At 65.3% G+C, this 19,815-nt stretch carries 19 protein-coding genes and 1 riboswitch; of the genes, 10 read left to right on the forward strand and 9 right to left on the reverse strand.

All coding sequences use genetic code 11. From position 1 onward, the window contains the following. The first annotated feature begins 133 nt into the window (after positions 1-133). Together ASD73_RS12725 and ASD73_RS12730 are read left to right on the forward strand one after the other, a co-directional pair. Positions 134-2,566 carry a TonB-dependent receptor gene (locus tag ASD73_RS12725; protein ID WP_056372793.1) on the forward strand — a complete coding sequence of 811 codons (2,433 nt, stop codon included), beginning with the start codon at positions 134-136 and terminating at the stop codon, positions 2,564-2,566. 4 nt (positions 2,567-2,570) lie between these two features. Beyond that, a complete protein-coding gene (locus ASD73_RS12730; protein ID WP_056372794.1) occupies positions 2,571-3,917 on the forward strand; it encodes an APC family permease in 1,347 nt (448 codons plus the stop codon). On the opposite strand, the gene ASD73_RS12735 is transcribed toward ASD73_RS12730, so the two are convergent. The 3 genes from ASD73_RS12735 to ASD73_RS12745 are packed head-to-tail and all read right to left on the reverse strand — an operon-like array spanning position 3,879 to position 7,882. After that, entirely contained in the window at positions 3,879-5,483 is a 1,605-nt protein-coding gene (locus tag ASD73_RS12735) for a phytoene desaturase family protein (protein WP_056372795.1), read from the reverse strand. The two genes, ASD73_RS12730 and ASD73_RS12735, sit on opposite strands and share 39 nt — an antisense overlap. Further along, positions 5,480-6,694, reverse strand: a complete 1,215-nt coding sequence (locus tag ASD73_RS12740) for an FAD-dependent oxidoreductase (RefSeq protein ID WP_056372796.1) — start codon at positions 6,692-6,694, stop codon at positions 5,480-5,482. The genes ASD73_RS12735 and ASD73_RS12740 overlap by 4 nt, the downstream gene beginning before the upstream one ends. A gap of 24 nt (positions 6,695-6,718) precedes the next feature. Next, positions 6,719-7,882 (reverse strand): aromatic ring-hydroxylating oxygenase subunit alpha, encoded by a 1,164-nt coding sequence (locus ASD73_RS12745; RefSeq protein ID WP_056372797.1) that lies wholly within the window; start codon positions 7,880-7,882, stop codon positions 6,719-6,721. Positions 7,883-7,915: 33 nt separating this feature from the next. Here ASD73_RS12745 and ASD73_RS12750 point away from each other — a divergent pair, with 33 nt between their 5' ends. Further along, positions 7,916-8,506: a TetR/AcrR family transcriptional regulator gene (locus tag ASD73_RS12750; protein WP_056372798.1), complete on the forward strand. Its 591-nt coding sequence runs from the start codon at positions 7,916-7,918 to the stop codon at positions 8,504-8,506. 3 nt (positions 8,507-8,509) lie between these two features. Here ASD73_RS12750 and ASD73_RS12755 read toward each other — a convergent pair whose 3' ends face one another. Then, positions 8,510-9,883: a M20/M25/M40 family metallo-hydrolase gene (locus ASD73_RS12755; protein WP_056372799.1), complete on the reverse strand. Its 1,374-nt coding sequence runs from the start codon at positions 9,881-9,883 to the stop codon at positions 8,510-8,512. A 58-nt stretch (positions 9,884-9,941) separates the two neighbouring features. Then, positions 9,942-10,532: a TetR/AcrR family transcriptional regulator gene (locus ASD73_RS12760; RefSeq protein WP_056372800.1), complete on the reverse strand. Its 591-nt coding sequence runs from the start codon at positions 10,530-10,532 to the stop codon at positions 9,942-9,944. Positions 10,533-10,607: 75 nt separating this feature from the next. Here ASD73_RS12760 and bdcA point away from each other — a divergent pair, with 75 nt between their 5' ends. After that, positions 10,608-11,321 (forward strand): SDR family oxidoreductase, encoded by a 714-nt coding sequence (bdcA, locus tag ASD73_RS12765; RefSeq protein WP_056372801.1) that lies wholly within the window; start codon positions 10,608-10,610, stop codon positions 11,319-11,321. A 22-nt stretch (positions 11,322-11,343) separates the two neighbouring features. Here the strand turns inward: bdcA and nth are convergent, their stop codons facing one another. Both nth and dapB read right to left on the reverse strand, forming a co-directional pair. After that, complete coding sequence (gene nth / locus ASD73_RS12770; RefSeq protein ID WP_056372802.1) at positions 11,344-12,000, reverse strand: endonuclease III; 657 nt, start codon at positions 11,998-12,000, stop codon at positions 11,344-11,346. A gap of 4 nt (positions 12,001-12,004) precedes the next feature. After that, positions 12,005-12,733, reverse strand: a complete 729-nt coding sequence (dapB, locus tag ASD73_RS12775; protein ID WP_056372803.1) for a 4-hydroxy-tetrahydrodipicolinate reductase — start codon at positions 12,731-12,733, stop codon at positions 12,005-12,007. A gap of 126 nt (positions 12,734-12,859) precedes the next feature. Here dapB and ASD73_RS12780 point away from each other — a divergent pair, with 126 nt between their 5' ends. After that, the gene (locus ASD73_RS12780; protein ID WP_056372804.1) at positions 12,860-13,561 is read left to right on the forward strand and encodes an NAD-dependent deacylase; all 702 of its coding nucleotides are present in this window, start codon (positions 12,860-12,862) and stop codon (positions 13,559-13,561) included. On the opposite strand, the gene tadA is transcribed toward ASD73_RS12780, so the two are convergent. Further along, positions 13,562-14,017, reverse strand: a complete 456-nt coding sequence (tadA, locus tag ASD73_RS12785) for a tRNA adenosine(34) deaminase TadA (protein ID WP_056372805.1) — start codon at positions 14,015-14,017, stop codon at positions 13,562-13,564. A 140-nt stretch (positions 14,018-14,157) separates the two neighbouring features. On the opposite strand from tadA, the gene rpmB reads away from it, so the two are divergent. Next, positions 14,158-14,451: a 50S ribosomal protein L28 gene (gene rpmB, locus ASD73_RS12790; protein WP_039579060.1), complete on the forward strand. Its 294-nt coding sequence runs from the start codon at positions 14,158-14,160 to the stop codon at positions 14,449-14,451. 36 nt (positions 14,452-14,487) lie between these two features. Here rpmB and ASD73_RS12795 read toward each other — a convergent pair whose 3' ends face one another. Beyond that, entirely contained in the window at positions 14,488-15,489 is a 1,002-nt protein-coding gene (locus ASD73_RS12795) for an esterase-like activity of phytase family protein (protein WP_056372806.1), read from the reverse strand. 162 nt (positions 15,490-15,651) lie between these two features. On the opposite strand from ASD73_RS12795, the gene ASD73_RS12800 reads away from it, so the two are divergent. The 4 genes from ASD73_RS12800 to ASD73_RS12815 all read left to right on the forward strand — a co-directional run bounded on the left by ASD73_RS12800 (position 15,652) and on the right by ASD73_RS12815 (position 19,532). After that, complete coding sequence (locus ASD73_RS12800; RefSeq protein WP_056372807.1) at positions 15,652-16,053, forward strand: glycine zipper 2TM domain-containing protein; 402 nt, start codon at positions 15,652-15,654, stop codon at positions 16,051-16,053. Positions 16,054-16,244: 191 nt separating this feature from the next. Further along, positions 16,245-17,336 carry a Ppx/GppA phosphatase family protein gene (locus tag ASD73_RS12805; RefSeq protein ID WP_056372808.1) on the forward strand — a complete coding sequence of 364 codons (1,092 nt, stop codon included), beginning with the start codon at positions 16,245-16,247 and terminating at the stop codon, positions 17,334-17,336. Further along, on the forward strand, positions 17,333-18,031 hold the full coding sequence (locus ASD73_RS12810) for an RlmE family RNA methyltransferase (RefSeq protein ID WP_056372809.1): 699 nt from the start codon (positions 17,333-17,335) through the stop codon (positions 18,029-18,031). The genes ASD73_RS12805 and ASD73_RS12810 overlap by 4 nt, the downstream gene beginning before the upstream one ends. 34 nt (positions 18,032-18,065) lie before the next feature. Next, positions 18,066-19,532, forward strand: a complete 1,467-nt coding sequence (locus ASD73_RS12815; protein WP_056372810.1) for a S41 family peptidase — start codon at positions 18,066-18,068, stop codon at positions 19,530-19,532. Between the two features lie 51 nt (positions 19,533-19,583). After that, positions 19,584-19,767: riboswitch (cobalamin riboswitch) on the forward strand. The last annotated feature ends 48 nt before the right edge of the window (positions 19,768-19,815 follow it).

Here is a 19,815-nt window from a genome sequence, read left to right on the forward strand (position 1 = left end):
CGACAAAACGTTGCCTTTGAGCAACAGCGAACGACATTTTCGACCAATGACCGCACCGCCCCGCCAACAATGCTTGCGCTTGCGCGGCACTGCGTCATGCTCCGTCACATGGCTGTCATGTGAGGGGGATTCCATGCGGAAACTATCGGCAGTATTGACCAAAAGCGGCGCGTTCCTGCTCGGCAGCACGATCTTGTGCACATCGGGAACCGCGCTGGCCCAGCAAACCAACACCGACGACGATCGCGACATCGTCGTCACCGCATCGAAGCGCGAAGAAAATCTGCAGGATGTGCCGCTGGCGATCACCGCGATCGGCACCGAGCGGCTCGACGAGCTGCAGGTCAAGGAATTCCAGGACGTCGTTAAATTCCTGCCGTCGGTGACGATCCAGACGCTCGCGCCGGGGTTCAGCCAGGTCTATTTCCGCGGCGTCGCGTCGGGCGAGAATGCCAACCATTCGACCTCGCTGCCGACCGTCGGCACTTACTTGGACGAAATGCCGATCACGACCATCCAGGGCGCGCTCGACATCCACACCTATGACTTTGCACGCGTCGAGGCGCTCGCGGGGCCGCAGGGCACGCTCTATGGCGCGAGCTCGATGGCGGGCACGATCAAGCTCGTCACCAACAAGCCCGACACCAGCAGCACCTATGGCTCGGTGGGGCTCGAACTCAACAGCGTGACGCGCGGCGGCATCGGCGGCGTTGCCGAGGGCTTCATCAACGCCCGGATCAGCGATCGCGCGGCGCTGCGCCTCGTCGGCTGGTATCGGCACGACGCGGGCTATATCGATAATATCGCGGGGACGCGCGTCTATCCGATCAGTCAGAACACCGATACCGACGGCGACGGCGAAAATGATACGGTCATCAACCTGCCCGGCGACGACATCAGCCAGAACAACGCCGATCTGGTCGAAAAGGATTATAACACCGTCGACACCTATGGCGCGCGCCTCGCGCTCGGCATCGAACTCGACGACGACTGGACGCTCCGCCCGACGCTGATGGGCCAGATCCAGAAAGCGAACGGCAGCTTTGCGCAGGAACGCTCGTCCGCGGTGACGCGCAGCCTTCAGACGGTGCAATATAATCCCGAACGCAGCGACGACAAATGGATCCAGGCCGCGCTGACGATCGAGGGCAAGATCGGCAATTGGGACCTCACCGTCACCGGCGGGCATTTGCGCCGCAAGACGCTGACCGACAGCGACTATTCGGATTACGCCTATTTCTACGACGCGCTTTTTGGCTCGGCGGTCTATCTGTATGACAATGCCGGCGACCAGATCAGCCCGAACCAGTATATCCAGGGCATCGATCGCTATCGCCGTAACTTCGGCGAAATCCGCGTCGCCTCGCCTGCCGACGCGCGCATCCGCTTCATCGGCGGGCTGTTCTATCAGCGCCAGGCGCACAATATCGAGCAGCATTATATTATCGACAATCTGTCCGACGACCTGCAGGTGCCGGGCACCGTCGACAATATCTGGCTGACCAAGCAGCTGCGCGTCGACCGCGACTATGCCGCCTTCGGCGAACTGAGCTTCGATATCACCGACAAACTGACGCTGACCGGCGGCGGCCGCCTGTACAAGTTCGACAACAGCCTCGTCGGCTTCTTCGGCTACAGCAACCCCGGTTACAGCAGCAATCCGGTCTATGCGTGCCAGGGGCCGGCGGTTGTCGACGGATCGCCGTGCACCAACCTCGACAAACGGACGAAGAAGACCGACTTCATCCACAAGCTGAACCTGACTTACAAGTTCACCGACGATGTGATGATGTATGCGACCTGGTCGCGCGGCTTTCGTCCCGGCGGGATCAACCGGCGCGGCTCGCTGCCGCCCTATGGTTCGGATACGCTCGACAATTATGAACTGGGGTGGAAGACCAGCTTTGGTCCGGTTCGTTTCAACGGCGCGGTGTATCAGCAGGACTGGAAGAATATCCAGCTCTCCTTCCTCGGTGCCAACGGGCTCAGCGAAGTCCGCAACGCGGGCATCGCGCGGATCCGCGGGATCGAGGCCGACGTCAGCTATCGTTCGGGGGGTTTCTCGCTCGGCATGGGCGGCAGCTATAACGACGCGACGATCCGCCGCGATTTCTGTGCAATCGCCAACGCCGATTTCGACTGCACGACACCCGACAACAGCCTGCTCGCTCCGTCGGGCTCGCGCCTGCCGGTCACCGCGAAATTCAAGGGCAACGCCGTCGCGCGCTATGAATTCCCGATCAGCGGCCTCGATGGCCACGTCCAGTTCGCGGTCAACCATATCGGTAAAAGGCGCTCCGACCTTCGCACGCTGGAAAATGACATCGTCGGCGATTTCAAAGCCTATACGACCGCCGATTTCAGCATCGGCGTGAAGGGCGAAGGCTGGGATGCCGAATTGTTCGCGACGAACCTGTTCGACAGCCGCGGCGTAATCAACAGCGCGGTCCAGTGCGGCGAAACGGTCTGCGGCGACGGCGATGGCGTTACGCCGGGCGGCGGAGTCTTCTATGACAATGTCATCCGCCCCCGCCTTATCGGGATCAAGGTGAGCAAGGATTTCTGATCGGGTGACCGATTTGCAAACCGACAGCGAAAGGCCGGGCCAAAAGCTCGGCCTTTTGATGTGCATCGCGCTCGGCATGGGCAATATGATCGGGTCGGGCGTGTTCCTGCTCCCGCGCGATCTCGCTCCATTGGGCTGGAATGCTGTCATCGGCTGGGGGGTGTCGATCGCCGGCACTTTGTGCCTCGCAATCGTCTTTGCGCGCCTCGCCAAACGCCTGCCTGAAGGCTGCGCGGCCTTCACCTATGGCGCCGCGGCCTTCGGGCCCGGCACGGGCTTTATCGTCGCGTGGAGTTATTGGATCAGCTGCTGGACCGTCGTCGCGACGCTGGCGGTTGCGGCCATCAGCAACATGTCGATCCTCATGCCCTGGCTCGGCGAAAAAGACGCGGCCCCGGCGTGGATCGCGATCGGTTGCATCTGGTTCTTCACGCTGGTGAACCTTGCCGGCGTGCGCCGAGCCGGCGGCGCGCAATTGCTGACGCTCGGGCTCAAGCTGATCCCCGTGATCGGCGCGGTGCTCGTCGGGATATGGGCGCTCGGCACCGGCGCGGCGCCGCCGCCGACGATGGCGGGCACCGAACCTGTCAGCCTGTCGGGCGTCAGTTCGGCAGCGACCCTCACATTGTTCGCGCTGCTTGGCTTCGAAAGCGCCTGCGTCGTCAGCGACCGCGTCAAGGACCCCGAGCGCACGATCCCGCGCGCGACGGTGATCGCGGCAGCGGCGGTCGGGCTCCTCTATCTTCTGTCGTGCACAACGGTGACGCTGCTGGTGCCAATCGAAACGCTGCACCAGTCGAACGCCGCCTACGCGACCTTTTTCTCGCGGCTCGTCAGTCCGGCGGCGGGCGATGTCGTCGCGCTGTTCGCGGCGATCGCGGCGCTCGGCGCGCTCAACGGCTTCGTGCTGCTGCAGGGCGACATTCCGCGCGACCTCGCGCACCGGCGCCTGCTCCCGCAGGCGTTCGCGCGCGACAATAAATTCGCATCGCCATGGATCACCCAGCTCGTGTCGAGCGGGCTCGCGAGCGTCATCGTCTACGCCAATTATTCGCGCGGCCTCGCCGATCTCTTCGCTTTCATGGTCAAGGTCACGACCTCGACCGCGATCATCCTCTATATCGTCGGCGCCGCCGCCGCCTTCTGGCTCGAACGACGCGGCGCGATCAAGATGTCGACGGGTTTTGCCGCCGCGACGATCATCGGCTTCTTTTACAGCGCCTGGGCCTTTTACGGCGCCGGGCTGGAGGCGAGCCTGTGGAGCCTCGTGATGACCGCCGCAGGCTTGCCGATCTACTTTCTCATGTGGCGTTCAGCGCCAGCGCGGGGCGAACCAGCCCCGGTCGCGTAGGATCACCTGCGCCGCATTATGCCCCGGCGCGCCGGTGACGCCGCCGCCCGGGTGTGTGCCCGCGCCGCACATATAAAGGCCCCTGAGCGGCCCGCGATAGGCGCCATTGCCGAGCACCGGGCGCGCTGACCACAGCTGATCGAGGCTCATATTACCGTGCATGATGTCGCCGCCGACGAGCCCGAACTTGCGTTCGAGCCCCTTGGGGCTGAGAATCTGGCGCCCGACGATCGAGGCGCGGAAGCCGGGGGCATGCGCCTCGACCGTGTCGATGATCGTATCGGCCGCCTTGCCCTCCTCGGCGTCCCAGTCGCGTCCGCCCGGCAGCTCGGGCGCGAATTGCTGGCAGAACAGGCTCGCGACATGCTGGCCCGGAGGGGCGAGGCTGTCGTCGACGGTCGAGGGGATGAGCATTTCGACGATCGGCTTTTTCGACCAGCCATGCTCCTTCGCGTCGAGAAACGCCTTGTCCATATAGTCGAGCGTCGGGGCGAGGATGATCCCCGACTGGTGATGCTCGCCGGGTTCGGGGAGGCAGGTGAATTTCGGCAGCTCGCTGAGCGCGACATTCATGCGGAAGGTGCCGCTGCCCGCCTTGAACGCCTTGATCCGGCGGCGGAATTCGGGGGCGATATCGCCTTCGTCGAACATCCGTTCGTAAAGCAGCTTGGGACCGACATTGGCGATCACGCGCGCCGCGGCGATTTCCTCGCCGCTGACCAGCTTGACCCCGACCGCCTTGCCGCCGTCGACGAGCACACGCGAGACGGGCGCTTCGAGGCTGATCTCGACACCCAACTGCGTGCAAACCTTCGCCATCATCTGCGTGATCGCGCCCATGCCGCCGACGCTGTGGCCCCACGCACCCTTTTTGCCATTCACCTCGCCGAAGACATGGTGGAGGAGAACATAGGCGCTGCCCGGCGTATCGGGGCTCGCATAATTTCCGACCACCGCGTCGAAGCCGAAGGCGGCCTTGACCGCTTCGCTTTCGAACCAGCTGTCGAGGAAGGTGCGCGCCGACTTGGTGAAGAGTTCGAGCACGTCGCGCTGCTGCGACAGGCTGAGTTTGGTGAGGCCGCGCCCCTGCCGCGCCGCATCGAGCAGCGTCTTGAAGCCGTCGCCGACGTTGGGCGGCGATTTGAGCGCGAGATCGCGCAGCACGTCGGCCACACCCTCGAGCATGTCATAATATTCGGGAAGCCGCGCGGCGTCGTGCGCCGAAAAGCGCGCAAATTCCTTTTGCGTGCGTTCAAGCCCGCCACCGAGCTTCAAATAACCGCCATCTTCCTGCGGCAGGAAGTTGCTGATCGGCCGCTCGATCACGCGATAGCCATGATCGGCGAGCTTCATGTCGGCGATCACCCTGGGCTGCAGCAGGCTGACCGTGTAGCTCGCGACCGAATTGCGGAAACCCGGCGCGAATTCCTCGGTCACCGCGGCGCCCCCGACGACATCGCGCGCCTCGACGATGCGCACCTTCAGCCCCGCCTTGGCGAGATAGAAGGCGCAGACGAGGCCGTTGTGGCCGGCGCCGATAATCAGCGCGTCATAGGCTTTGGTCATGAAAAGTCTTTCGCAAGCGGGGATTGGACATGCTGGCGGCCGAAGCCGAGGCCGAGAACCCGGCCGGGGATGCGGCGAAGCAGCGGGATGCGGTCGAGCAGGTGGACCGCGAGCGGGACGCGCGTGATTTCGCCGCGCAGCATCGGTTCGATGATATTCTGATGCGCGAAGCGCTGAAGCCCCTGCATCCGCGTTGTAGGCTTCCAGCGCCGTTCCTGCACCTTCGCAAGCAGCGGATCGGGATCGGCGTCAGCGGCAAGGGGCGCGGCGAGGATATTTGCCGTCGCCACCGCATCCTGCACCGCGAGGTTGATCCCGACCCCGCCGACGGGCGACATCGCATGCGCGGCGTCGCCGATCGCGAGCAGACCGGGGCGCGACCAGCGTGTGAGACGATCAAGCGCAACCGTGAGCAGTTTCACGTCGTCGAAGCTCTGGAGCGCGTCGATCCCGGCGGCAAGACCGGGCGCGATTTCGACGATCTTGTCGCGAAACGCCGCAATGCCGCGCGCCTCGACCGGTGCGAAACCGCCTTTTTCGATGATCTGCGCGCATTGCCAATAATCGCCGCGCGGGATCGCAACGACCATGCCGCCCTTGTCGATCGTGCCGAGCGCGACCTCGGACATGTTGACGCTCGCGGGAACGGGGATGCGGAACCACAGCACGTCCATAGGCGCGCCCAGATCCTCAAGCGGCAATTCGGCGGCGTCGCGCAGCACCGAGCGGCGCCCGTCGGCGGCGATCACGAGCCGCGCGGGCAAAGTCTCATCGCTTGCGAGAGTCACGCCGCTAACCCGGTTCGCGGTGTCATAGGTGAGCCCGGTCGCCTCAGTCGACATGCGGAGGTCAAAGGTCGGATATTTCCGGCCCTGCCCCGCGATAAAATCGAGCAAGTCCCATTGCGGCATCATCGCGACAAAGCGCGCCGCGACGGGCAGATGCTTCATCGTCGCGATCGTATATTGCCCGCCGAGCAGGTTGAGCGTCATCGTGTCGATCGCCGCGTGCGGTTCTTTCAGCAGCTCTTCGAGCAACCCGATCTCGTTGAACAGTTCGAGCGTCGAGGGATGCACCGTGTCGCCGCGGAAATCGCGGAGGAAATCGGCGTGCTTTTCGAGCACGGTGACGGGCACGCCGGCGCGCGCGAGCAACAGCCCCGTGACCATGCCCGCGGGGCCGCCGCCGACGATGATGACTGGATCGCTCATACTCCCTCCTCCCGCCTGTTGTTTTTAGCGGCTCCACCCCGGCGGCGGCGCATGTTCCTGCCGCGCTTCGGGGATCAGATCGCGCATCCGCGAACAGAAATGCTTGAGGCAGACTTCCTTGTCGCTGAGCGGCCCCATGGTGAAGCTTTTCGACGCCATTCCCTGCTGGACGCGGGTGATCAACTCAGTGTCCTCGGCATTGACCTGTCGGTTGATCCGCCAATTGAGATAGCGCGCAGCCTTCATCTCGCGGCGCTCATCGGGGAGCACATAGGAGATTTCGCGGATCAGGCAGGTCGTCGGCCCGGTCGGCAGCCACTGCATGAAATCGACCTGGTCGGGATAGATGTCGAACGCGACGTTCGGCCAGAGCTTGAAATAGAGCCAGTGGCGCTGGTTGGCTTCGGGCAGATGCGGCACCGCGGGCAGCAGCCGCTGATACATGCGCTCGGACCAGTTCACCGACGGCCGGTCGATCAAATCGCCCCACATGCGGTCGACATTGTCCTCAGCCTCGACGCCATAGCTTTTACCGAACAGGCGCGTCAGGCCGGGGTGCGCGACGGGGATGTGGAGGCCGTCCGAATAATTGTCGCCGACATTCTTCCAGTTCACCTCCCGCGGGCGGAGCGTGACGCGGCCGAGCGCGCCGAGTTCCTCGAAGCGATAGGGGGCGACCTGTGCCTCATAGGGCGCCATCATCGACGCGACCGACGGGCCGCCGTCATCTTCGAGCCGCACGAACCAGAAACCGCACCATTGTTCGAGGCCGACGGGAACGAGCCCCGCCTTGCCCTTGTCGAGCGTCGGATAACTCGCGCTATCCGGAACGCCGGTCAGCCGGCCGTCGAGTTCATAGGTCCAGGCATGATAGGGGCAAATGAGCTTCTTCGCGCAGCCCACCGCGCCGTCGACGAGGCGCGAACCGCGGTGGCGGCATACGTTGGTGAAAGCGCGCACATTACGATCGGTGCCGCGCACCAGAATCACGCTCTCGCCGCAATAGTCGATGCTGTGCCAGTCGCCGACGTTCGGGATATCGCTGTCGTGGCAGACGACCTGCCAACTCGGGCGGAAGATCCGTTCCATTTCAGCGGCATGGAAATCAGGATCGCTATAGGTCCAGGCGGGCAGCGACCAGCCGTCGAGCGGGTCGAAATTCGAATCGCGAAGGGGTGCAGTTGCCATGTCTCGTTCCTTGTTGTACATACGTATAACAAGATGACCGCCGTTCGCCAAGCCTTTACGCGCGAAAGCGCCGATGCCCGCCGGGCGGACCTGATCGTGGCGACCGCGGCGATACTGGCCGAACATGGGCTGGCAGGAACGAACGTCCGCGCGATCTGTGCGAAGGCGGGTGTGTCGCCGGGTCTGCTGCGCCACTATTTCGGCGGCATCGACGATCTGGTCGCGGCTACCTACAAAGCGACGAGCGACCGGATGGACGCGATTTTCGTGGGTGCGGTCGAGGGGGCGGACAGCGATCCGCGCGCGCGGCTGAGCGCCTATCTCACCGCCAGCTTCCGCCCGCCGGTGACCGATCCCGAACTGCTCGGCGCATGGACCGCCTTCTGGGCGCTCGCGCGGAGCGATGTGCGGATGGCCGAAATTCACGCAGAGAGTTACGCGGGCTATCGCGCCCGGCTCGGCGAATTGCTGGTCGCATGCGGCGCAACGGACGCCGAGCGGCTGGCGATCATGCTGACCGCGATGGTCGACGGGCTGTGGCTCGAACTGTCGCTCGACGCCGAAAGCTTCGGCGCCGAGGCGGCGGTCCATATGGTCGAGCGCGCGGTCTCCGCGCTCGTCTGACCCTTATTTCGACAAGTCGCGCAGCAAGCTGTCCCAATGCGCGAGCGCCGGCGCGATCGCATCGACGGGCACGCGCTCATTGAGGCCGTGCGCGTAGCTGTCGCTCGCTTTCGAGAACAGGCCCGCGACGCCATAGCTTGGCACGCCGGCGATGCGGAAATGATAGCTGTCGGTGGCTCCCGCGCTCATCGACGGGATGATCGGCAGGCCGGGCGCGCGCGCATGCACCGCCTTCGTCACCGCAGCGACGACGTCGGGGCGTAGCGGCGAGGCGTCGCTCGCGCTCGCGTCGGGATCGGTGTTCACTTTGACCGCGGGGTCGGCAATCGCCTTTTCGAGCTCGGCGCGCACCGTTTCGACCGGGACGCCGGGGAAGATGCGGCAGTTGATGTTCGCGGTGGCGCGCTGCGGCAGCGCATTCTCGGCATGACCGCCCTTGACCAGGGTCGGGACGCAGGTGGTGCCGATCTGACCGACATATTCGGGGTCGGCGCGGATCGCGGCAATAGCTTTCGCATCGGCCGGGTTCGCGGCAAAGGCTTTCAGCGCCGCGCCGATATCGCCGCCGACCTGGTCGGCGACGATCGGCATGCCGATCCTGGTCAGCTCATTCTGCTGCGGCGTGAAGCGATAGGCGCCGACCTTGGCGAGCGCGTTCGACAGCTGGACGATCGCGTTCGTGCCCGACGGGCGCGAGCTGTGCCCGCCCGGATTGGTCACTTCGAGCGTGAAGTCGGCATAGGTCTTTTCGCCGGCCTGCAGCCCGTAATATTTGGGCTTGCCGTCCTCGCCGATCGTCCCGCCGCCGCCATCGCCGTTGAGCGCAAATTCGGCGCCCTTGTATTTGGCGGCGAGCGCGCGCGTGGTCGTCATCGAGGTTTCCTCGTCGCCCGAGAGCAGCAGGATGATCGAGCGCTTCGGCTTGAAGCCTTCCTTCTTCAATTGCGCCATCGTCGCGACCATCATCGAGACGTCGAACTTGTTGTCTTCCGACCCGCGGCCGAAAATATAGCCATCTTCCTCGACCGGCACGAAGGGGTCGCGCGTCCAGTCCTTCGGATCGGCCTCGACGACGTCCATATGGCCGAGCAGCACGATCGGCTTGCCCTTCCCCGTTCCGGCGAGCGTCGCGGCAAAGGTCGCGGTTTCGCCGATCGGCGTGATCTCGATATCGCTGTCGGCATAACCCGCGGCTTTGAGCACGCTGGCGTAATAGGCGGCGAGCTTGGGCACCTGTCCGCGCCCCTCGACGGTCGGGATCGCGACGCTGTCCTTCAGTATTTTTTTCGCCGCATCGGTATCGGCGGGCTTGGCGTGGACGGGCGCGGCGGCGAGCAGGGCGGCGGCGAGGGCGAGCGGGGCGGCGAGGTTACGCATGGCGACGGACTATGCAGCGTCCGGCCGGCTTCGCAAGAGGGCATCGGACAAGCGGCGATCAGGCCGACAGAGTTTTCTCGAGAGCGCTGCCCGCGAGCCGGGCGGTGGCGAGGAGGCGGGGCAGGTCGTGCCCGCTCCGCGCCTTGGCAGAAAGCCCCGACATTGTCGTGGCGACGAAATCGGTGACTTCATTGGCTGCGTCCGGATGGCGGGCCGCGATATAGTCGCGAATGAAGCTTTCCGCGCCAAGATTGAGCGCGCGTGCGGCTTCACGCGCGTCTTCGTCGCTGCAACGCGTGCCTTCGAGAACGAGGCAGCCGCCCGCTGCCGGACCCGATGCATAACGGCGTGCGGCCTCCTCCAGCATCGCCGCAAGGGCGACCGCGACGGGGACGTCAGGACGCAGGATATCGCCGAGCGGGATGGCCGCAGTGCCAGTCCAATGATCGAGCACGCGTTGATAGAGTCCGGCCTTGCTGCCGAAGGCTGCATAGAAGCTGGGCGGATTGATGCCGAGCGCATCGGTGACATCGGCGACGCTGACCGCGTCATAGCCACGCGCGTGGAAGAGCTGCTGCGCGGTTACGACCGCCGCATCGGGGTCGAAGCGCCGCGGTCGGCCGCGCGATCGGGATTTATTTGTAGTCACTGTTACAAAATACCTTGAAGATGCTTTCGCGATTTTATGTAGTGCTCACTACATTAATAAGCAAGGAGTCTCCCAATGACCGAATTCCAAGGAAAATCCGTTCTCGTCCTCGGTGGCAGCCGCGGGATCGGGTCGGCGATCGTCCGCCGCTTCGCCGACGACGGCGCGAAGGTTGTCTTCACTTACAACGGCTCGCGCGAGGCGGCCGAGCAGCTGGCGACCGAGACCGGCACGACGGTGGTGCCGACTGACAGCGGCGACCGCGACGCGGTGATCGCCCGCGTGCGCGAGAGCGGTCCGCTCGACATCCTCGTCGTCAACGCCGGCTTCGCGCTGTTCGGCGACGCGCTCGACCTCGATCCCGACGACGTCGACCGGCTGATCCGTGTCAACGTCAACGCCCCCTATCATGCGTCGGTCGAGGCGGCGCGGCAGATGCCCGAAGGCGGCCGCATCATCGTGATCGGGTCGGTGAACGGCGACCGCATGCCCGTCCCCGGCATGGCCTCCTATGCGCTGAGCAAATCGGCGCTGCAGGGCATGGCGCGCGGGCTGGCGCGCGATTTCGGGCCGCGCGGGATCACGATCAACATCGTGCAGCCCGGTCCGATCGACACCGATGCCAACCCCGAGGACGGCCCGATGCGCGATCTGATGCACAGCTTCATGGCGATCAAGCGCCATGGCCGGCCCGAAGAGGTCGCGGGCATGGTGGCCTGGCTGGCGGGCCCCGAGGCGGGCTTCGTCACCGGCGCGATGCACACGATCGACGGCGCGTTCGGCGCGTAAACCGACGCGACGGCGGGCGGCGTCAGATCGCCGCCCGCCCCTTCGGCGCGGGCGTCTTCGGCTTGTAACGGCAAAGGTCGACCACCGGGCAATGCCAGCATTCGGGCGTGCGCGCCTTGCAGATGTAGCGGCCGTGGAGGATCAGCCAGTGGTGCGCGCCAACGCGGAACGGTGCGGGCGTGTTCTTTTCGAGCTGCTTCTCGACCGCGAGCACCGTCTTGCCGGGTGCAAGCCCGGTGCGGTTGCCGACGCGGAAGATATGCGTGTCGACCGCGAAGGTCTCCGCCCCGAAAGCGCAGTTCATCACGACATTGGCGGTCTTGCGCCCAACCCCGGGCAGTTCGACGAGCGCGTCGCGGTCGGCGGGCACCTCGCCGCCGAAATCGCGGACGAGAATTTCGCTCAATGCAATGACATTCTTCGCCTTGCCGTTGAACAGCCCGATCGTCTTGATGTGCTGCTTCAGCCCCCCTTCGCCGAGGTCGATCATTTGTTGCGGGGTCGTCACCTCCTGAAACAGCTTTCGCGTCGCCTTGTTCACCCCGACGTCGGTCGCCTGCGCCGACAGCACAACCGCGACGAGCAGCTGGTAGGTGTTGCCGAATTGCAGTTCGGTCTCGGGGCTCGGATTGAGCTCCGCGAGGCGGCGGTAGAATTCGAAGATATCGGTCTTCTTCATCGGATCAGCTAAGCCCGAGCACCTGCGGCATCGTGTAGCGGTCGGGCTTCTGCTGGAGCAGCCACAGCGCCGCTCGCACCGCGCCGCGCGCGAAGATCATGCGGTTTTCGGCGCGGTGTGAGAGGGTGATCATCTCCTCGGGGCCCGCGAAGATCACATCATGGTCGCCCGCAACCGTCCCGCCACGCAGGCTCGCAAAGCCGATCTTGCCATGCCCGCGCGCGCCGGTGAGGCCGTCGCGGCCGCGTTCGGAGCAAGTATCGAGGTTGATCCCGCGCCCTTGCGCCGCCGCCTGCCCCAGCAGCAGCGCGGTGCCGCTCGGCGCATCGACCTTCATTCGGTGGTGCATCTCGACGACCTCGATGTCCCAGTCGGCGCCGAGCCGCGTCGCGGCCTCGCGCACCAGATGCGCGAGCAGGGTGACGCCGAGCGAGGTGTTGCCGGTCTGGAGCACCGCGATATCCTTTGCCGCATCGTCAATCAGATAATGATGGCGCTCCTCGAGCCCCGTCGTCCCGATGACGATCGGGGTTTTCGCGGCAACACAGGCGTCGAGCGTCGCCTCGAGCGCGGCGGGCGAGGAGAAGTCGACAAGAACGTCGGCGTCGCTGGCAAGCCTCAGAACATTGCCGCCCCGGTCGACCCCGCAACTGCGCTGCCCCGCTTCGGAGATCGCGGCGGCGAGCGCGACGCCCATCCGACCTTCGCTGCCGATAATGCCGATGCTGGTCATATGCCGTCCCCTTGCTTGCGCCTCCCCTTAGCCCCTCGCATCGAGCGAAGTCGAGACACCCATCGGCATTGCGCCATTTCGATGGGCATCTCGACTTCGCTCGATGCGAACGGATAGAGAGGAGTCATGAGTAACATCCAGAATATCGTAATCCTCACCGGCGCCGGGGTTTCGGCCGAAAGCGGCATCGACACCTTCCGCGACAGCGGTGGCCTCTGGGAACAGCACCGCGTCGAGGATGTCGCGACCCCCGAAGCCTTTGCCCGCGATCCCGACCTTGTCCTGCGCTTCTACGACATGCGGCGCGAGGCGATCCAGACCAAGGCGCCGAACGCGGCGCATGAGGCGCTCGCGCGGCTCGACGCCGCCTGGCCGGGCGAACTGCTCATCGTCACGCAGAATGTCGACGACCTGCACGAGCGCGCGGGCGCGAAGCGGTTGATCCATATGCACGGCGAGCATCTCAATGCCTGGTGCACCGGGTGCGACACGCGGGTGCCGTGGACGGGGCCGTTGCTCGACCGGCCGGCGTGCAGCGCGTGCGGCATCGTTGGCACCTTACGCCCCGACATCGTCTGGTTCGGCGAGATGCCGTACCGGATGGACGAGATCTACCACGCGCTGAACCGCGCCGACCTGTTCGTGTCGATCGGCACGTCGGGCGCGGTCTATCCCGCCGCAGGCTTTGTTCGCGAGGCGCGCGCGTCAGGCGCGCGGACGCTCGAGCTCAATATGGAGCCGAGTCAGGGCAGCTACTGGTTCGACGAGGCGCGGCAGGGCCCGGCGACGATACTGGTGCCCGAGTGGGTCGAGGAGATGCTGGGCTAGTTAGCGGCGCGACGCGAAGAAATCGCGAAGGAGCGCGGACGCCTCCGCGTCACCGATGCCGTCGTAAATCTCCGGGCGGTGGTGGATCGTCGGCTGCGCGAAGGTGCGCGGACCGTGGACGACGGCGCCCCCCTTCGGATCGTCGGCGCCATAATAGAGGCGCGCGATTCGCGCGTGGGCAATCGCGCCGGCGCACATCGCGCAGGGTTCGAGCGTCACATAAAGGTCGCAGCCGTCGAGCCGCTCGTTGCCGAGCTTGGCCGCCGCGGCGCGAATCGCGACGATTTCGGCATGCGCGGTCGGGTCGTGCGATTCGCGCGGGCGGTTATGGCCCTCGGCGATGATCGCGCCGTCCTTGACGATCACCGCGCCGACGGGCACTTCGCCCCATTCCGCGGCGATGCGGGCCAGATCGAGCGCGCGGCGCATCGGTTCGGGAAGCGGAAACTGAGCCATGAAAGCGCCCTATTCGCTTGACGAATCTCCGGCAAGCCGATAAGCGCGCGCCTTTCCCGGCTCACTCCGGTCCTGTACTCCCCGTTTTGCGGGAAGTGCCCGGACGCCGATCCGAAATTTTTTTGACGAGGACGAAGACCATGTCGCGCATCTGCGAACTGACCGGCAAGGGCCGCCAGGTTGGCCACAATGTCAGCCACGCCAACAACAAGACCAAGCGCACCTTCCTGCCGAACCTGCAGAATGTGACGTTGCTGTCGGACGCGCTCGGCAAGGGCGTCAAGATGCGCGTGTCGACCCACGGCCTGCGTACGGTCGAGCATAATGGCGGTCTCGACAACTGGCTGCTGAAGGCCGGCGACGACCAGCTGTCGGCTTCGGCCCGCAAGGTGAAGAAGGAAGTCGCGAAGAAGCTGGCCGAAAAGGCCGCTTAAGCGCTTTCGAATCGCTAAAGCAATCAGGCCGCCGGCTTACCGCGCGGCCTTTTTGCTGTCCGGTGCCCTGCCCGGCGGCAGGCCCACCAGCTCGAATTGCAGCAGCAGGCTGCGCTGCCAGACGTTGAAATTATTGTCGGCGACGAGCCAGAGCCAGGTGCGGCCCTGCTCGACCGAAATCGCGGCGCCTTCGTAATTTTCGGCGAGTGGCCGGGTAACACGGCCAATCGTCCGTGACCGCACGACGGCGTCCTTTTGTATATCGGCCGGGTCGACGATTGCGACGATCGTCGTGAATACGGGGTCGAAACCGAGCCGCCGGTGCACGATCAGGATGCGCCCGTCGGGCAGCGCCGCGGCATCGCTAACCAGTCCACGGCCCGCCGAATCATAAAAGAAGCGAATCGGCGCGGGGCCGGGCGCGGCCGGATCGCCGGTGTAGATCAACGCCTCGCGCCCGCGCGGATCGTCGTCGGCGTCTTCCAGAAAGACCACCGTTCGGCCATCCGGCAGCCGCGTCATCGCCTCAGGCCCGCGATTCCTGGGCCAGCGCACCGGTTCGGGCAGCTTGCGTCGCGACTCGATTGCCGAAAGACCGGCATCGAGTCGCCAGATTTCGTTGATCCCTTCGAGCGCGATCCAGCTCTTGCCGCTTTCGGGGGCGACAAACATCGCCTCGGCATCGACCATGGATTTGCGCTGCGGCCGGCCGTCGGGCGTCGGTAGCGCGCGAATCCGGACATCCGAAACCGAACCGCGCGCGTCGAGCGTCAGGCGTGCTCCATAACCATTGTCGCCGATCAGCTGAAACCGGTCCGGCCCCATCCGCGCGAGCGCCGAAAAGCCACCGAACCGGCTGTGCGGGCTGACGAGATGCCAGCCGCGGACGAACCGCATTGCACCCGAAGTCTCCGGCGCGAAGACCAGCGGACGCGCGGCGGCGCGTTCGGTCATGTCTCCCTTCGGAAAGCGCATCACGGTGCCGGGCACCGGGCCGACGGCGACAAATATCAGGGCAGCGAAGAGCAAACGGCGCATCGCCGCGGGGTTAGGGCGGCGGCATGCGAAAGGAAAGCGGTTCACCGCAGAAAGCTGAACATTGGCCAACAATGATGTTCAGGCTTCGCTCAAAGCGAATCGGGCAAAACATGATCATCGACAAAGCCCAGACGGGCCAAACGACGACGAAGGAGAACGAAAATGAAAAAGATGATGACCCTCTCGATCGCCGCCCTGATGTCCACCGCGACACTGGGCGTGGCGGCTCCCGCCGCGGCGCAGAACGGCTATTACGACCGCGATGGCTATTCGAGCTATGATGTTCGCTATGACCGCGACGATCGCCGTTATGACCGCCGCGATTATCGCCGGGACAACCGCCGCGATTACCGCAACGATCGCCGCAACTACCGGAATGATCGCCGCAACTATCGCCAGTGCGACAATGGCACCGGCGGCACCGTGATCGGTGCGATTGCAGGCGGCCTCGCCGGTCATGAAATCGCCGGCCGCGGCGACCGCACGGTCGGTACGATCCTCGGCGGCGCTGTCGGCGCCCTCGCCGGCCGCGCGATCGACAAGGGGAATGACGGCTGCCGTTAAGGGGCAGTCCCGACCCCCAATAATTTCCTTCCCTCCTTGCCCCCGCCCGGCCCTGTGCCGGGCGGGGTTTTCTTTGCGTCACGCGGGTCAGGGAGGAGGCGCTTGCCATAATGGCCGGGAAAGCCTAGGTTTGCTGCCAAGTGCACGCCTGCGGTTTTGCGGGCGCGTGAGCAGAACAGGTTACGATAGCCATGCGGCAAATGGCAGCGCCATCAGGGCGACCGCCGCGGCCAGGCCCGGCGGTAAAAGGACGAAACAAGGCGGGGGGCGAATCGCGTCCGATGCCGATCACGCGGCCGCGCAGCTATGCCGCGATCGACCTTGGCACCAACAATTGCCGGCTTTTGATTGCTCGCCCGCAAAATGGCGAGCTCGTCGTCATCGACGCTTTTTCGCGTATCGTCCGTCTGGGCGAGGGCTTGCACGGCAGCGGGAAAATCAGCGAGGCGGCCATGGACCGCACCGTTGCCGCGCTGTCGATCTGTGCCGACAAGCTGCGCCGCCGTCACGTCTCGCTGTCGCGCGCGGTTGCTACCGAAGCGTGCCGCCGTGCGAGCAACGGCGAGGAACTGGCCGAGCGGGTCCGCCGCGAAACGGGTATCGTCCTCGACATCATCTCGGCCGCCGAAGAGGCGCGGCTCGCCGTCCTCGGCTGCCACAATCTGATGGAGCCCGGCGAAGGTCCGGCGCTGATCTTCGACATCGGCGGCGGCTCGACCGAGCTGATGCACGTCGATGTGTCGGACCATGACGTGAAGATCCATGACTGGATCAGCGTGCCGTGGGGCGTCGTCTCGCTGACCGAACATGCGCCGCTTCCCGACGACAGCCTCGCCGGCCGCCAGGCCGCCTATGCGCATATGCGCGAAGTAACGCGCGAAGCTTTTGCCGCCTTTGCCGGGCGCGCCGAACGCTTTGCCGGTCAGAAGCTGCGCCTGCTCGGCACCAGCGGCACCGTAACGACGCTCGCCAGCGTCTTCCTCGACCTGCCGCGATACGACCGGCGCGCGGTCGACGGGCTCGTCGTCCCGTCCGATGCGATGCGCGACATCAGCCGCCGCCTTGCCGACGCGAGCATCGCCGATCGCGCCGAAATCGCATGTATCGGCCGCGAGCGCGCCGATCTGGTCGTCGCGGGCTGCGCGATCCTCGAGAGCATCATCGACCTGTGGCCCGCGGTGCGCGTCGGTGTCGCCGACCGCGGCATCCGCGAGGGCATCTTGCGCACGCTGGCGATGCAGGGCCGCGACATCCCCGTCACCCGCCGCGAGCATCGCAAATGAGCGGCGCCGGCGGAAAGGGCGGTAGCGGTCGCGGCGGTCTGCACGTCCGCGTCAAAACCGCGCGCAAGCGCAGCGTCTCATCGACGCGCTGGCTGCAGCGGCAATTGAACGATCCCTATGTCCGCCGCGCGCAGGCCGAAGGCTATCGCTCGCGCGCCGCATACAAGCTGATCGAACTCGACGAGAAATTCGGCTTCATCAAGAAAGCGCGCGCGGTCGTCGACCTTGGCATCACGCCCGGCGGCTGGTCGCAGGTCGTGCGCAAGGCGAACCCCCGCGCGCGTGTCGCCGGGATCGACCTGCTCCACTGTGAACCGATCGAGGGGGTCGAAATCCTCGAAATGGATTTCATGGACGATGCCGCACCCGACGCGCTGATCGAGGCGCTCGGCAGCGCCCCCGACCTCGTCATTTCGGACATGGCGGCGAACACCGTCGGCCATCAACAGACCGACCATCTGCGCACGATCGGCCTTGCCGAAACCGCCGCAGATTTCGCGGTGCAGAATCTGCTGCCCGGCGGCGCGTTTGTGGCAAAGGTGTTCGCGGGCGGGGCTGATCACACCCTGCTGACTTTGCTAAAGCGCTACTTTTCAACGGTAAAGCACGCCAAACCGCCGGCGAGCCGCAAGGGGTCGCCCGAGCTCTATGTCATCGCCCAAGGCTTCAAGGGCCGTAGCAAGGACGCAGAATAAACAGTGTAATGGGTCGATCCGGGGGAGAATTTTGATGGCCAAGTCGGGGCAGTCGGTCGCGGCTGTTACGCTCGCCGCGCTGATGCTGGCGTCGTGCGGCGGCGGGGGCGGTTCAAGCAGCGCCGGAAGCGGCGGCCCTGTCACGGTCACCCCGACGCCAAGCCCCACACCTGCCCCGACCGCCAATTGCACGCTCGCCTCGCGTCAGGCCTTTGCCAAGGCGGTGATCGACGAATGGTATCTGTTTCCGACCGACGTAGACAACGGCGTCCGGCCGACCGACCATACAACGGTCCAATCCTACATCGACGCGCTGGTCAGGCCTGCCTTCAACCTGAACAAGGACCGCTTCTTTACCTACATCACCTCGATCGCCGAGGAGAACGCCTTCTACGCCCGTGGGTCGAGCGCGGGTTTCGGTGTCCGCATGACCTATGACGCGGCGGGTCAGCGCATCCTCATCGCCGAAGCCTATGAGAGCGCACCGGCGTTTGCCGCGGGGATCGACCGCGGCACGGCAATCGTTGCGATCGGCACCAACAGCGGCAATTTGCGTACCGTGGCGAGCATCGTCGCCGCCGAAGGGACCGCGGGCCTTACCAGTGCACTCGGCCCGAACGACCCCGGGGTCAGTCGCGTGCTGCGTATCACCGACGCGGCCGGCACGCGCGACGTCACCGTCGCCAAGGCCGATTATTCGCTCGACCCGGTTTCGGACCGCTATGGCGCAAAGGTCATCACCGAGGGCGGCCGCAGCTACGGCTATCTTAACCTGCGCACCTTCATCTCGTCGGCGGACGACCAGTTAAAGGCGGCCTTCGCCGATTTCGGCGCGCGCGGCGTGACCGACATCATCATCGATTTCCGCTACAATGGCGGCGGCCTTGTCTCGACGGCCAATCTGATGGGCGACCTGATGGGCGCGGGCCGCGCGGGGCAGCTTTTTTCGCAGACGCGCTTTCGCGCCAACAAGTCGGCCGAGAATGATGAGCATCGTTTCACGCCGGCGGGCCAGTCGATCGCACCGACGCGCATCGCCTTTATCGGCACCGGGTCGACCGCATCGGCAAGCGAACTCGTGATCAATTCGATGCTGCCCTATCTCGGCACCAATATGACGCTCGTCGGCGGCAACACTTATGGCAAACCGGTCGGCCAGATCGCGCTCGACAAGGCCGAATGCGACGACCGCATGCGCGTCGTCGCCTTTGCGACGGCCAATTCGGCCGGCGCGGGTGACTATTATGACGGGCTCGCACCGAAAATCACGAACAGCTGCGCCGCGAGCGACGATCTGACCGTCCCGCTCGGCGACCCGCGCGAGGCGTCGATCCGCGCCGCGATCGGCTTTCTGTCGGGCAACGCCTGTGCCACGCGGATCGCCGACGCCAGCGCGGGCCCGGCGGCGCGGAGCCGCAGCGCCCGCATGCTCGCCGAGCCCGAAATGCTCACCCCCGAGCGGCCGAGCGCGGCGCAGCGCGAACTGCCCGGGCTGTTCTGATCACCCCCCGCGACATCGCAGCAATTGACCGCGGCCCGAAAATAGGGCTATCGGCCGCGGCAAGCGACAGGTTCCCCGGCGACGGGGACTAAGAGGGAACGGGAAAACCCCGGCTGCCCCTGCAACTGTACGCGGCGAGCCATCGGCCACTTGCCATTGGGATTCCGGTCCCGAGAAGGCGGCCGACCGGCGCTGACCCGCAAGCCAGGAGACCTGCCCGTCGCCGTCGTCTTTCGTGCGGACAGGGTGTGCCGGGCGGACGGGGGTGAACCCGCATGACGAC

It is taken from the genome of Sphingopyxis sp. Root154 (assembly GCF_001427105.1).
Lineage (GTDB): Bacteria > Pseudomonadota > Alphaproteobacteria > Sphingomonadales > Sphingomonadaceae > Sphingopyxis.

Coding starts and splice junctions, on each gene's coding strand:
- ASD73_RS12725 (WP_056372793.1), top strand. CDS start 134: ATGCGGAAACTATCGGCAGTATTGACCAAAAGCGGCGCGTTCCTGCTC.
- ASD73_RS12735 (WP_056372795.1), bottom strand. CDS start 5,483: ATGACCAAAGCCTATGACGCGCTGATTATCGGCGCCGGCCACAACGGC.
- ASD73_RS12740 (WP_056372796.1), bottom strand. CDS start 6,694: ATGAGCGATCCAGTCATCATCGTCGGCGGCGGCCCCGCGGGCATGGTC.
- ASD73_RS12745 (WP_056372797.1), bottom strand. CDS start 7,882: ATGGCAACTGCACCCCTTCGCGATTCGAATTTCGACCCGCTCGACGGC.
- ASD73_RS12750 (WP_056372798.1), top strand. CDS start 7,916: ATGACCGCCGTTCGCCAAGCCTTTACGCGCGAAAGCGCCGATGCCCGC.
- ASD73_RS12755 (WP_056372799.1), bottom strand. CDS start 9,883: ATGCGTAACCTCGCCGCCCCGCTCGCCCTCGCCGCCGCCCTGCTCGCC.
- bdcA (WP_056372801.1), top strand. CDS start 10,608: ATGACCGAATTCCAAGGAAAATCCGTTCTCGTCCTCGGTGGCAGCCGC.
- nth (WP_056372802.1), bottom strand. CDS start 12,000: ATGAAGAAGACCGATATCTTCGAATTCTACCGCCGCCTCGCGGAGCTC.
- dapB (WP_056372803.1), bottom strand. CDS start 12,733: ATGACCAGCATCGGCATTATCGGCAGCGAAGGTCGGATGGGCGTCGCG.
- ASD73_RS12780 (WP_056372804.1), top strand. CDS start 12,860: ATGAGTAACATCCAGAATATCGTAATCCTCACCGGCGCCGGGGTTTCG.
- tadA (WP_056372805.1), bottom strand. CDS start 14,017: ATGGCTCAGTTTCCGCTTCCCGAACCGATGCGCCGCGCGCTCGATCTG.
- rpmB (WP_039579060.1), top strand. CDS start 14,158: ATGTCGCGCATCTGCGAACTGACCGGCAAGGGCCGCCAGGTTGGCCAC.
- ASD73_RS12795 (WP_056372806.1), bottom strand. CDS start 15,489: ATGCGCCGTTTGCTCTTCGCTGCCCTGATATTTGTCGCCGTCGGCCCG.
- ASD73_RS12800 (WP_056372807.1), top strand. CDS start 15,652: ATGAAAAAGATGATGACCCTCTCGATCGCCGCCCTGATGTCCACCGCG.
- ASD73_RS12805 (WP_056372808.1), top strand. CDS start 16,245: ATGCGGCAAATGGCAGCGCCATCAGGGCGACCGCCGCGGCCAGGCCCG.
- ASD73_RS12810 (WP_056372809.1), top strand. CDS start 17,333: ATGAGCGGCGCCGGCGGAAAGGGCGGTAGCGGTCGCGGCGGTCTGCAC.
- ASD73_RS12815 (WP_056372810.1), top strand. CDS start 18,066: ATGGCCAAGTCGGGGCAGTCGGTCGCGGCTGTTACGCTCGCCGCGCTG.